Here is a 12,288-nt window from a genome sequence, read left to right on the forward strand (position 1 = left end):
ACCACCCTTCCGGTACCCGCCCGGGCGTCCCGTTGCCTCCCTGGTGAGGTCAAACCCATGCCGCAATGGCCAACGCCAGCGCCGACCGGCGCCGACGATGCCCGATGTCGGTCGGCGGCAGGGTTATGCTTCAGGGCTGCCCGACGGCACGGAAGGTCGCCTGGCAGTGATCGCGGTCGATGTCGCAATAGAAGTAGCCGCGGAAGAGTCCGTTGAAGTAACGGATGTGCGGATTGTCGGCCAAGCTGTGGCGCACCACGTAGTCGCTGGGCCTGGGGTCGAGCGCGAGGAAGGTCGAGGAGATGGACGTCGAGACGAGCTCGACGGCCAGCAGGTCGGCCTGGTCGGGGGCGTCGAAGTCACTGAACAGATCGGCCGCCCAGGCGGAGTGAATGTCGCCGGTCAGGATCAGGGGGTTGCTGGGCCGGATGGCTTCCAACATGCCCAGCAGGCGCTGGCGAGCGGCCTGGTAACCGTCCCAGGAATCCACGTTGAACAGGTTATCGACCCGGTCGGCCGCGGCGAGCAACTGCGCCCGCGTGGCGGCGTCGAGGTTCGGGTTCAGCTCGAGCTGCTTGCGGGCGCTGGCGATCAGGTTCCAGGGCATGACCATGACCTGCTGAGCCAGGATGTTCCACCTGGCCGTGGAGCGCTTCAGGCCCCGCTCCAGCCACGCCTCCTGGCATGTACCCAGGAGTGTCGCCGCGGGGTCCAGGATGCCCTCGGCGTCGTACAGCCGGTCTTCGAGGACGCCTTCCAGGTACCGACTGTCGGGGTCGGTCGAGCCGAATCCGTCCCCGGCCGGCTGATCGGTGCGGTACTGGCGGGTATCCAGGACGTGGAGCGCGGCCAGATCCCCGAATGCCAGGTGCCGATAGATCTGGAGGCCGGCGCCGTTGCCGTCGTATCGATTCTCGGGTCTCAGCGGCATGGACTCGGAATAGACTTGGTAGGCGCGGCAGCGCCGCCGCACGAAATCACGGCCCTGGGTTGGGCTGGCCGCTTCCGGGCTGAAACCCGCGTAGTTGTTGTCCACCTCGTGATCGTCCGGTGTCACGATGAACGGAAGCTCGGCGTGCGCGTCCTGCAGGTTGGGGTCCAATTTGTAGAGCGCGTAGCGGTTGCGGTAATCGGTAATGGACACGACCTCAGCGCCCCGATGCACGCGTCCAGGGGCAATCGGCGGGGACGCCGGACCCTCTTCGTAGATGTAGTCGCCGACGTGGAAAACGAAGTCCAGGTCCTGCTTCAGCATGTCGGCATAGGCCGGATAGAACCCCTGGTTGTAGTTCTGGCAGTTGGCGACGGCGAAGCGCATCCGCTCGGTGTCTTCCCGCCGGTTCGGGAAGGTTCTGGTACGCCCGATCCGGCTGTCGATGCCCAGCGCGCGAAAGCGGTAATAGAGCCAGGCGTTCGATGGCAGCCCCCTCGCCACGGCATGAACGGCATGTCCGTTGATCGGCTGGGCGATCAGGTTCCCCCGGCGAACGATGCGGCTCATGTCCGGATCGGTCGCCACCTCCCAGTAAACGGGGACCGGCAAGGCCGGCATGCCGCCGCCCTCGAGCGGGTCCGGTGCGAGCCGGGTCCAGAGCACCACGGAGTGGCTGTCCGGGTCTCCCGATGCGACCCCCAGCGAGAAGAGGTCGGAGCGCCGATCATAGGCGCTGTCGATGCTCCGGCCGCGGACGATGGCCGGAGCACCGGCCAGGAGACCGGTGGTGCCGAGGACCTGGAGAAAGCGGCGGCGTGAAAGGGTTGACCACATGAAAGCAGGCTCCAAGACGGGATCACTCGACGACCTTGAACGCCAGAAACTGGGTGAACTGGCCGTCGGGGCTGAAGTTGTTGTCGGAAACGAAAATGAGCGTGCGCGACCCGTCCGCGAGCCGGGGTCCGAGGGTCATCCCCTCTACGTTGTCGAGGACGACGCCCGGCAGCCGACCGAAGTCCAGCAGAAGCTGCTTGCTCATGGGCTGGGGCGTGCTGCCGTCCAGGATCGAGAACCGCCGCGCGACGTCCGTCGCCCCGCGGGTGTGGGACTTGAAGAGCCGGATGCGGTTGCCCCGGCCAACCGAGAACGCGCGCTCCAGCATGAGGAAGTGGTCGCCGCCGATGGCGAGCATCTCGACGAGCCCGTTGGTACTGAAGCCGTCGGCCGGGTCGGGCGCATCGGCAACGGGGTCGGTCTGGTAGACGAACTCGTGGAGCGGCTTCCTGTTGGGCAGGAGATATTCGATGACGCGGATCGGCGACCCGGTGGCGAGGCTCGCCGCCGCTCCGTCCTGGTAGAGGGCGTTCTCGGTGGCCGTGAAGAGCCGGTAGCCTCCAGGGCTCAGGGTAAGGCTCTCGAATGCCAGATTATTGCGGATGCCGGCGCTCTGGTCGGCGGTCGGCGCGAACGTCTCGGGCGTGCGCAGCTCACGCAGGAAACGGCCGTCCCAGGTCATCTGCCGCACGAAGGGCGAGATGAGCCGGCCGGCATCGCCTTCGCTGGTCCAGAACAAGAAATTGCCTTTCCGCGTAATGCGGATGGACTCCGGGTCCAGGCTGGACGGCGCGAAGGGGGCGCCCGTCTCGTCGAGGAGGGTGGTGACGTCCAGGAAGCGGACGTCGGCGGGCGCGAGCTGGCCGTCGGTCAGATCGATCGCCAGCCGGTAGAAGCGGGCCTCGTTGATCTGGGAACGATCGTCGCTGATGGCGACGAAGGTGCCGCGGTGCGGGTCATAGTCGATCCCGGACAGGCCTCCGACCTCGGTCCCCGCGAAGCGGTACCCGGTCGGGAAGACGGCCTCACCGATGAAGGCGAGATTGAGCCCGGAAACCTGGGGTGCGCCAGCCAGCTGCACATCGGCCCAGATGAGCCGGTGATCGGAGCTGGGAAAGGGATAGTCGCCGACCAGACCGAAGAGCGGGTCATCGGCGGTCGGCCAGAAGACACCGGCGTCCCGGATGGACAGCGGCCGGGAGGGCAGCACATAGTCGACCCGCAGGTTGCCGGGCGGCTCGCTGAAATCCGCGGTGTCTTCGGCGGGATCGCCGGTATGGGTGTCGTTGTCCGCGCCCTGCCGGACGGCGGCGTCCGGACCGCCGGGACTGACCGGCGTGACCGCGGCAGCGACCCGCTGGTGCCCGAGCAACTGCGCGATGGCGCCCGGGAAGCTGTCCCCGTCCTGCGGATCGGCATTCAGATCGCCCATGACGACGAAGGCCGCCCCGCGTTCGAGACCGCCTTTCACACCTGCGTCGTCGTAAATATAGCCGGAGCGTCGCGGGCTGACGTAATCCGCCCAGAAGCGAATCTCGTCCGCGTTGCGGCGGCCGTTGCGGTCCTCCGCGCCGTCAAAGGTCGGCGGCGTGGGGTGGCTGGCGAGTACATGGACCAGATGCCCGTCGATCGCGATGGGCAGGTCCCAGTGGCTCTTGGAAGAGAGCCGGAACACCGCGCGCGCCTCGGCCGAATACCAGTCGTCCGGCTCCGGCGTGTTCGGATCGTCGGGCAGGAGCGCGCCCGGCATGTTCTGCCACCGGAAGGTCTGAAAGGTTCTGACGCCATTGAGCAGAATCGGGTGCTGTGACAGCACCACCATGCCGTACTGGCCGGGGAAGGCGCCGAAGCCGAAGGCATCGTCCGGGCCGCCGACGGTACCGTCGTTGTTCAGGTCGTATCCTGACGGGATTCCGGTATTCGCGGATGCGAAGAAGGCGTAAGGGTAGCGGATGGGACGCTGACCGTTCTGGGAGACCTGGAGATAGTTCTCCCGGAAGGCGTCGACCGCGGCACCCGCGGCGTCGTAATCGAATTCATTGAGCAGGATGACCTCGGGCGCCGTCCGCTGAATGATCTCGGCCACGGCACGCGCCTGGGCGTTGTCGCCGCTGGCCAGGTCGGCCGCCAACTGCCCTTGCGTACCCCGGTTGAGCGAGACATTGAAAGTCGCAAAGCGCGCCACCGAACCACCGTACCCCTGAGCGGCCTGGCTCGGGAGCGGGAGCAGCGCGGCAATCGTCAATGCGCACAGGAACGGATTCGCTAAACGGCGGTGCTGGATCTTCACCCTGGTGCCTCCTGTCGGCTGTGTTTTCTTGGCCGTGATCACGGCGCTACGGGGCTTTTCGGCCGGAGCCGTTACTTGAGCATGGTAAGGGGTCTTTGTTGCACTGGGATTTCGGTTCTGCGACCTGTTGGAGACCGGGCCGACGGACTTGGGGGGGCGTGCGGGTATGCCGGGTCGTGACGCCGCCACTGCGCCTCAGTCCAGCAATTGCTCACACAACGACACAAAGAACACTAAGAAAAACAGATTATTGAACTCGCCTGACCGATCACCGCGCGGGTGGCCTGCTTGACCGGCATAGCGCGTTGAAGAACGTTGTGATCTTTGTGTCATTGTGTGAGAACTGGTCTTTCGAGGTTGAGAGGAGATCCCTGCCGGCTGCTGGCAGCCAAGGTCAGCCGGGGCGGCTGACGTGGATGACCGGTTACGCCACACTGCCGAAGGTCCGCCGCATCGACCAAGACCCAGGCCACCGCGCAGCGCGACATCGCGATCACCAAGATGCGCTTCGACCGAATCATGCGGGGCGACCAATGACTGACCCAACCGACGAATTGGAGATTCAGACCTTTGCGAGCGTCTGGGATGCCATCGCCGACACCCCGGCGGAGGCCGCCAACTTGAAACTGCGCTCTGAGCTGATGCACCAGATCGCGGCCATCGTGACCGAGATCCGTAGGGTCCGCTGTGCGGACCAGCGGCCTCGCTCTCGGTGAGATGGCCGGGATAATGATCAAAGCCGCCCCGGCGATTGCCGGTCCGATCCCGCCCGCTCCAGCCCCGCGACCACCGCCGTCTGCTCGTAGCCGCCCCGCCGACCAGGCATTACACTCCCCCGACAAAGGGCAATCGCCCGCACACGGCCGCGGATCGGGCAAGGTATGGCGGCATGTCGAATACGGCGGACCGCACCCCATGAAACGGCTTTCCCGACGCGAGAACGGGCTGCTCTCGATCCTGGTCGTCCTGTCGCTCCTCGTCCTGGTCGGCGGGCTACTCCCCGAGCCGGATCTGGACGGGTGGCTGGGCGCGATCCTTGGCCCGGTCCTCGCCGCGCTGCACCGCGGACCCTATAGCGAACTGGTCGATCTCGTCAGCGGTCTGGCCACCGTGATCGGGTTGGTCGTCGCCTTCAAGCAGTCGGGCGCGGCCGAGCCGTCCAGCGACGGCGGCACGCGCCAGGACCGCCCGGTACCGCCCCTGGCCCCGGCCGTTGCGCCGCCACCCGCGGTTCCGCCCAGCCCCTACGCCACCTCCCGTTTCGCCTTCCGCCACCAGGTCGAGCGCGACTTTCTGGGCCGCGAGACCGAACTCGCTTGGCTCGACCGCGCCTGGGCCGCTGGACTGCATATCGTCTCCATCGTCGCCTGGGGCGGGGTCGGCAAGACCGCGCTCGTGGCCCACTGGCTGCACACCCGCTTTTTCGCGCGCGATTTCAGGCCCATCGCCGGTCTGCCTGGCCCCGACGCCTATTTCGACTGGAGCTTCTACGACCAGGGCACGGTCCCGGCCGAGGACAGCCGCGCGGCGCGCGTCGGCAGCGTCGGCAGCTTCTTCGAGCGGGCGCTCGTCCATTTCGGCGACCCGGACCCGAACCGCCCCGGCCAGGGCGAACGCCTGGCCGGGCTGGTCCAGGCGCGGCGCACCCTGTTCGTCATCGACGGGCTGGAGCCGCTGCAAGCACCGCCCGACAGCGCCCGGCCCGGTCGGCTGCTGGACCCGGACCTGGAGACCTTCATTCGCGCACTGCTCCAACGCAACCCCGAGCTGCTGGTCATCACCAGCCGCCAGGCGCTGCCGGATTTGGAGGGCGCGGCGGCACTCTGCGACCAGCGCGACCTGCACGAGCTGGCCCGCGCGAACGCCATCCGGCTGCTGCGTCAGTTTCAGGTCACCGGCACCGAGGACGAACTGGCCGCCGCCTGCGAGCGCTTCAGTTGTCATGCACTGAGCCTGACCCTGCTCGGGCGCTTTCTCTTCGACGCCCACGGCGGCGACATCCGTTGTATCGACCAAATCGACCTGCACAGCGCCGACCGCGCCACCCCGGACCGGCACCGCACCGCCTGGAAGGTGCTGGCCGCCTACGAAAACTGGCTGTGCCCGCCGCAATCCGCGCGGGCCTCCGCGCCGCGGCCCGCGGGCGGCTGGGCCTGGTCCGCAGCGGGGCGTACCTGGCGGCGGATCGCCGGGGCGCTGCGCGGGCGACGGAACCCACAAGCCGCGACTGCGGCCCGGGCGCGGCGCCGGACCCTCGCCGTGCTGCGCCTGACCGGACTCTTCGACCGCCCCGCCTCCCCCGATTGTCTCGCGGCACTGCGCGCCGCCCCGTCCATCCGCGGGCTTACCGATGCGCTGACCGGCTTGGACGAGGACGGCTGGCGCGCGTTGCTGCGCGGTCTGGAGCGCGCCCGGCTGATTCGTTTGAGCGCGCACGCCGGGGGCGCACTCGGGCTCGACGCCCACCCGCTGGTGCGCGACTACTTCGCCGAGCAATTGCGGCTGCAGCGGCCCGCGGCCTTCGCCGCCGCTCATGCCCGGCTCTTCGAGCACCTGTGCGCCGCCACGCCCCACAGGCCGGACGACCTGGCGGGCCTGCAACCGCTCTATCAGGCCGTGCGCCACGGCTGTCTCGCCGGGCGGCAGCAGGAGGCTTGCGACAAGGTCTACGTCGAGCGCATCCTGCGCGGCACCGGGAATGACGGTTTCTACAGCCAGAACAAGCTCGGCGCAATCGGCGCCAACCTGGGCGCGGTGGCGGCCTTCTTCGACGCGCCTTGGGGGCGTGTCTCGCCGAACCTCGCCGAGCCCGACCGGGCCTGGCTGTTGAACGAGGCCGCAGTCTTGCTGCGCGCACTCGGCCGCCTGACCGAGGCACTGGGGCCGATGCGGGTTTGCGGCGAGACCGAAGTCCAGGTGGAGCGGTGGAAGAATGCGGCGATCGGCTACTCGAACCTGAGTGAACTCGAGATCACCCTCGGTCGGCTACCGGACGCGGTGACCGACGCCCGCGCCGCCGTCGCCCACGCCGACCGCAGCGGCGATGCCTTCCAGCGCATGAGCAAACGGACCGCCGCGGCCGACGCACTGCACCAGTCCGGCGAGACCGCCGAGGCCGGTCGGCTCTTTGCCGAGGCCGAGCGGATGCAGCGGGAGTGGCAGCCGCAGTATCCGCTGCTCTACTCGCTGGGGGGCTTCCGGTACTGCGACTGGCTGCTGGCCCCGGCCGAGCGCGCCGCCTGGCGGGTCCTTGGTGGCGCCGGCTTCCAGCCGGCGATCAGGACCGCCGCCACCGCGCAGCCCGCCGGTCCCCCGGTACCCGATCCCGCGACCGCCGCCAACCCGCCGGTCCCCCGGTACCCGATCCCGCGACCGCCGCCAACCCGCCGGTCCCCCGGTACCCGATCCCGCGACCGCCGCCAACTCGGACGGACTGGCCGCGACCGACCCGCTCGCGCCCTGTATTGAAGTGGAGCGGCGGGCGAAGACCGCGCTTGTGGTGGCAGAAGCGAATGGCTGGCTCCTCGACATCGCCCTCGACCACCTGACCCTGGCCCGCGCCCGCCTGCTGCGAGCACTGATGACCGGCCGCCCGCCCGGCCCCGACCCCGAGGCGCTCGCCGCCGTCGCCGGACTGCGCCAGGCGGGCCAGATGGACTACCTGCCGCGCGGCCTGCTCACCGCCGCCTGGTCGCATGCCCTGCGCGGCGACCCGGACGCGGCCCGTGCCGCACTCGACGAGGCCCTGGAGATCGCCCGACGCGGCCCCATGCCGCTCTTCGAGGCCGATGTGCTGCTGTACCGGGCGCGGCTTGGAGGGTGGGCGTCCCGCCCCCCATTCGGCGATGTCGCCACGGCCGCGCGGGGGCAGGATGCCCCCGCTCCCAGTTCCCCCCAAGCCGACCTCGCCGCCGCCCGCCGTCTGATCGAGCAACACGGCTATGGCCGCCGCCTGCCGGAGCTCGAGGATGCCGAGGCGGTCCTGGGCGGCCCCTGACCCGGATGCCGAGGACCCCGGCGCGGACCATTCGCACCCGCGCCGCCGGACTTCGGTTAGACTGCCCGCCAGATCACTTGAGGACCGGCCCATGCGCAAGCACAGCGTTCAGCTGTCCTACTTGGAGGAATTGCTGACCCCGCGGCGGGCGAACCTGCGGATTCGTGTCCGATTCCCGAGCCTGTAGCCTGTAGGCTGGGGTGACGAAGGAACCCCAGCGTTGGCCGCGTCGCAAGGCCGGGCGATGTTGGGGTTCGTTCCTCACCCCAACCTACGGACTGCGGTCGCGCCTTGGAAAAACCAGCGGTCGTCGGTCCGCACAGCGGACCTTACTGGTCACGGTGTAACCGTAGGGTCCGCTATGCGGACCGTCCGCGACTGGATTAGCATGCCCGATCGCCGGGATCCCCCGCCGCGGACCCGTGTGCCCGCTCCTCATCCAGTCGCTGATCCGGCTCCGGTGCCGCCCGCGTGCCTTCGACCAGCGGCCCCTCCGGATCGCCCGGCGAAACCTCAGTGTCGTGTCGGCGATCCATCACCATCTCGACATCCGGCAGAATATCGGCGAACTCCACGCCATAGATCTCCCAGATCGCCACAAACAGCGAGGCGATCACCGGGCCGATGAAGAGCCCCGGAAAGCCGAACATCAGGATGCCGCCCAGGGTGCTGAAGAAGATCATCAGCTAATCCAGCCGTTTCTTAAAGCGCAACGAGGCGACGACCAGCCCGACCAGCATGAAGCCGACCAGCCAGAGGGTGTCGAAGGCGACCTCATGCAAGCCGGCGCCGCGCAGCACCACGGCGCGGATTGTCCGCATGAAATGGGTCACCGGCAGGACTTCGGCGAGGTATTGCGCCGGCACCGGCATGCCCTCGTACGGGAACATGAAGCCGGAGAGCAGGATCGAGGGCAGCAGGATGAACACGGTCATCTGCATCGCCTGCAACTGGCTGGTCGCGATCGTCGACAGGACCAGGCCGAGCGCAAGGCTGGCGCCGATGAAGGCAAGCGTGGTCGCCGCGAGCGCGCCGAGCGGGCCGTCCAGCGGCACGTCGAAGATCAGATGGCCCAGCGTCAGGATGATGGCGGTCTGTACGATACCGATGCCGATGTAGGGGACGATCTTGCCGAGCATCAGCTCGATGGGGCGCACGGGGGTGTTGATCAGCATCTCCATATTGCCGCGCTCACTCTCGCGCACGATCGCCGCCGAGGTGAACATCACCATGGTCATCGTGAGGATGATGGCGACCAGGCCGGGGACGATGTTGATGGCCGTGCGCTGTTCCGGGTTGAAGAAGAGTGCCACCTCGAAGGTCGGGGTCATGCGGTTGGCCGGCTTGCGCAGCAGCTCCGCGAGCGGCATCGAACGCAGACCCTTGATGGCCGCGGCGATCATGGTGTCCGAGCCATCCACGAGCCATTGTGCGACCGGGCGACTGGTCGGCCCGTCGGTCGCGGGCGGAGGCTCCAGCCGGGGGCTGACGCTGCCGCTGCGCGCGATCCGTTCGCTCACGTCGCCCGGGATGATCAGCGCGGCCCGCACCCGCCCGGCGCTGATCGCCTCCTGGGCCTGCGGGATCTCGGCATAGCGCTCGGTGAAGCGCACCACCTGTGTCGCCTCCACCGCCTGCGCCAGCACGCGGCTGAGCGCTGTATTCGACTGGTCCACCAAGGCGACCGGGATGTCGCGCACATTGGTGTTGATCGCATAGCCGAACAGCACGAGCTGGATCAGCGGGATCATGACCACCATGCCCAGGGTGGTGCGGTCGCGGCGCAGTTGGATCAGCTCCTTGGTCAGGATGACCAGGATGCGTCGTACCGAGAGCAGCAGGCCGTTCATGCGGGCGCATCCCCGGTGCTGGTCACGAAGACATCCTCCAGGCTCGGGTGAACCAACGCGAGATGAGTCGGCATGGGGTCCAGGGTTTGGGTACGCAGCCAGGCTACCGGATCGGGGATGCGATCATGTATCAGTACGCGCAGCCGGCTGCCGAGCTGGGCCGCCGAGAGCACCTCGGGCAGCGCGGCGAGCTGCGGCTTCAAGGCCCGCAGGTCGGAGCCCTCGACCTCGACCACGCGCGCGCCCATCGCGGCCATGAGCTCGGCCGGAGCGCCGTCGGCGCGCTTGTGGCCGTCCTTCAGGATCGCGAGGCGATGGCAGCGCTCGGCCTCGTCCATGTAGTGCGTCGAGACCAAAATCGTCGCGCCGGCGTCCACCAGATCGAAGAGCCGTTCCCAGAAATCACGGCGACTCTGGGGGTCGACCGCCGAGGTCGGCTCGTCGAGGAAGAGCAGCGGTGGCTCGTGGATAGTCGCCGCGGCCAGTGCGAGGCGCTGGCGCTGCCCGCCGCTCATCTGCCCGGCGCGGCGATCACGCAGCGGCTCCAAGGCATAGGTGGAGAGCAGGGCCGCGATGCGTTGCCGGGCGGCGCGGCGGCCGAGCCCATAGATCTCACCGACGAAGCGCAGGTTCTCGACCACGGTCAGGTCATCGTAAAGCGAGAATTTCTGGGTCATGTAGCCGATGCGGCGTTTGAGCCGCTCGGCATCGCGTGGGAGCTCGAGGCCCAGCACCCGCACCTCGCCCGCGGAGGGGGTCAGCAGCCCGGTCAGCATCCGTACCGTCGTCGTCTTGCCCGAGCCGTTGGGGCCGAGAAAGCCGTAGATGGTCCGGGGCGCGACGGTCAGGTCCAGGGCGGCGACCGCGGTCAGGCTGCCGAACCGGCGGGTCAGCCCGCGGACCTCGATCACCGGCTCGCTCACGGCATCTCCACCTGGGCCGGGACCCCATTGGGTAATTCGGCCGCGTCCTCGGGTAGCTCCACTTGGGCCAGGTACATCAGGCGGGCGCGGTCGCTCGCGTTCAGGGCATAGTAGGGAGTGAAGGCCGGGTCCGAGCTGATCCAACGCACGGTGCCCTCGAAGACCCGGTCGAGCCCATCCACATGAACCTTGAGCCGGGTGCCCTTGGTGATCTTGACCCGATAGGGCTCGGGGACATAGACCCGCGCATAGGGCGCCTTGCCGGCCAGCACGATGGCGAGCGGGCTGCCGACCGCGACGCGCTCGCCCAGGTTCCAGGGCAGGTTGTCGAGCAACCCATCGCGGGTGGCGACCACGGTCAGATCCGCCAATAGCGCCTGCTCGTAGGCGGACTGCGCCTGCGCGGCCTCGAGCTCCGCCTGGGCGCTCGCGATCTCCTCGGGGCGGGTGCCCGCCAGCAGCTCGTCGAGTCGGTCCTTGGCCTCGTCGCGCCGTGCGGCGGCGGCGTCGCGCAGGGCGAGGTAGCGATCGACATCGGCCTGGCTCACGGCCTTGCGGTCGAGCAGCGCGCGATTGCGGTCATAGGTGATCTGCGCCTCGTGCAAATCCGCCGTGCGGCCGGCTACTTGCGCGCGCGCAGCCGAGATGTCCTGAGCGCGGGGGCCGTTGCGCAGCCGCAGCAGCTTGGCCTGCGCCTGCGCGACCTGGGCCTTGGCACGGTCGACCGCGGCGCGCTGCTGTTGGTCGTCGAGCTGGACCAGCACCGTGCCCTCGGTGACCGGGGTGCCCTCCGCTACCGGCAGCGCGACGATCACCTCGGCGACGGTCGCGGTGAGCGCGACGCGGTCGCGCTCCAGGGTGCCGAGTGCGAGCCCCGGCTTGGTGTCGGAGCAGCCGGCAAGCAGCAGCGCAAGCCCGATCAATCTCAATCGACGCATACGATGGACCAGAAAATTCAACTACCCGAGATCGGAGAGGTTCTGGAGCATAGCCGCGCGCGCGATACCGGGCAAGCGCGCTTGCCGCTGAGCCGGGCGGCGTGGGGGTAGGGTCTGAGGGCGATCTTCGAGGACCTCGGGCTGATCAGCGCAGGCCTGGATTATCCGCACTCGCCGGAGCAGCTCGCGCGCTGCCGAGAGGCCGATTAAAGAAGCCCTCCAACGCAGTCTCGACGCCGGAAAGCGAAGCGAATTCTAGGCCGGCCTGGGCCATGGCGCGGGAGCAGGTAGAACTTGCGGGAGATCCGGGGCGGAAATCTGGCCTTGATCGTAATCCCGGCCAGCGGCATGCGTAGTCAGGGCTTCCAGCCCTGACGGTGTCAGGCCAGGATGGCCTGACTACGCACCCGGCGAGCCCAAGCGGCCGGAATCTTGATCGAGGCCACCATGGGCCAGGGACGGAAATTTCATCCACAGATGTCACAGATGTTCCCAGATGTTCTTCTTCATCTGTGAACATCT

9 protein-coding genes are annotated in these 12,288 nt (G+C 68.3%); 3 read left to right on the top strand and 6 right to left on the bottom strand.

What is annotated here, in order from left to right; all coding sequences use genetic code 11:
* Positions 1-130: 130 nt before the first annotated feature.
* Entirely contained in the window at positions 131-1,768 is a 1,638-nt protein-coding gene (locus QZY03_RS04050; protein ID WP_295578474.1) for an alkaline phosphatase D family protein, read from the bottom strand.
* A gap of 22 nt (positions 1,769-1,790) precedes the next feature.
* Complete coding sequence (locus QZY03_RS04055; RefSeq protein WP_295578475.1) at positions 1,791-4,058, bottom strand: esterase-like activity of phytase family protein; 2,268 nt, start codon at positions 4,056-4,058, stop codon at positions 1,791-1,793.
* A gap of 533 nt (positions 4,059-4,591) precedes the next feature.
* Here QZY03_RS04055 and QZY03_RS04060 point away from each other — a divergent pair.
* The 3 genes from QZY03_RS04060 to QZY03_RS04070 all read left to right on the top strand — a co-directional run bounded on the left by QZY03_RS04060 (position 4,592) and on the right by QZY03_RS04070 (position 8,055).
* Positions 4,592-4,774 carry a hypothetical protein gene (locus QZY03_RS04060; protein ID WP_295578477.1) on the top strand — a complete coding sequence of 61 codons (183 nt, stop codon included), beginning with the start codon at positions 4,592-4,594 and terminating at the stop codon, positions 4,772-4,774.
* 199 nt (positions 4,775-4,973) lie between these two features.
* Positions 4,974-7,526 (top strand): hypothetical protein, encoded by a 2,553-nt coding sequence (locus QZY03_RS04065; protein WP_295578478.1) that lies wholly within the window; start codon positions 4,974-4,976, stop codon positions 7,524-7,526.
* A gap of 31 nt (positions 7,527-7,557) precedes the next feature.
* Positions 7,558-8,055, top strand: a complete 498-nt coding sequence (locus QZY03_RS04070) for a hypothetical protein (RefSeq protein WP_295578479.1) — start codon at positions 7,558-7,560, stop codon at positions 8,053-8,055.
* A gap of 383 nt (positions 8,056-8,438) precedes the next feature.
* Here the strand turns inward: QZY03_RS04070 and QZY03_RS04075 are convergent, their stop codons facing one another.
* From QZY03_RS04075 to QZY03_RS04090, 4 genes are read right to left on the bottom strand one after another with little or no spacing between them, the layout of a single operon-like run.
* Positions 8,439-8,738, bottom strand: coding sequence for a hypothetical protein (locus tag QZY03_RS04075; protein WP_295578480.1), 300 nt, complete (start codon positions 8,736-8,738; stop codon positions 8,439-8,441).
* A gap of 3 nt (positions 8,739-8,741) precedes the next feature.
* Positions 8,742-9,905 carry an ABC transporter permease gene (locus QZY03_RS04080; protein WP_295578481.1) on the bottom strand — a complete coding sequence of 388 codons (1,164 nt, stop codon included), beginning with the start codon at positions 9,903-9,905 and terminating at the stop codon, positions 8,742-8,744.
* Positions 9,902-10,828: an ABC transporter ATP-binding protein gene (locus QZY03_RS04085; protein WP_295578482.1), complete on the bottom strand. Its 927-nt coding sequence runs from the start codon at positions 10,826-10,828 to the stop codon at positions 9,902-9,904. Before QZY03_RS04085 ends, QZY03_RS04080 begins: the two co-directional genes overlap by 4 nt.
* Positions 10,825-11,766 carry an HlyD family efflux transporter periplasmic adaptor subunit gene (locus QZY03_RS04090; protein ID WP_295578483.1) on the bottom strand — a complete coding sequence of 314 codons (942 nt, stop codon included), beginning with the start codon at positions 11,764-11,766 and terminating at the stop codon, positions 10,825-10,827. The genes QZY03_RS04085 and QZY03_RS04090 overlap by 4 nt, the downstream gene beginning before the upstream one ends.
* Positions 11,767-12,288 lie beyond the last annotated feature (522 nt).

This window comes from uncultured Lamprocystis sp., assembly GCF_903933125.1.
Taxonomy (GTDB): Bacteria; Pseudomonadota; Gammaproteobacteria; order Chromatiales; family Chromatiaceae; genus Thiodictyon.

Coding starts and splice junctions, on each gene's coding strand:
- QZY03_RS04060 (WP_295578477.1), top strand. CDS start 4,592: ATGACTGACCCAACCGACGAATTGGAGATTCAGACCTTTGCGAGCGTC.
- QZY03_RS04075 (WP_295578480.1), bottom strand. CDS start 8,738: ATGATCTTCTTCAGCACCCTGGGCGGCATCCTGATGTTCGGCTTTCCG.
- QZY03_RS04065 (WP_295578478.1), top strand. CDS start 4,974: ATGAAACGGCTTTCCCGACGCGAGAACGGGCTGCTCTCGATCCTGGTC.
- QZY03_RS04050 (WP_295578474.1), bottom strand. CDS start 1,768: ATGTGGTCAACCCTTTCACGCCGCCGCTTTCTCCAGGTCCTCGGCACC.
- QZY03_RS04080 (WP_295578481.1), bottom strand. CDS start 9,905: ATGAACGGCCTGCTGCTCTCGGTACGACGCATCCTGGTCATCCTGACC.
- QZY03_RS04090 (WP_295578483.1), bottom strand. CDS start 11,766: ATGCGTCGATTGAGATTGATCGGGCTTGCGCTGCTGCTTGCCGGCTGC.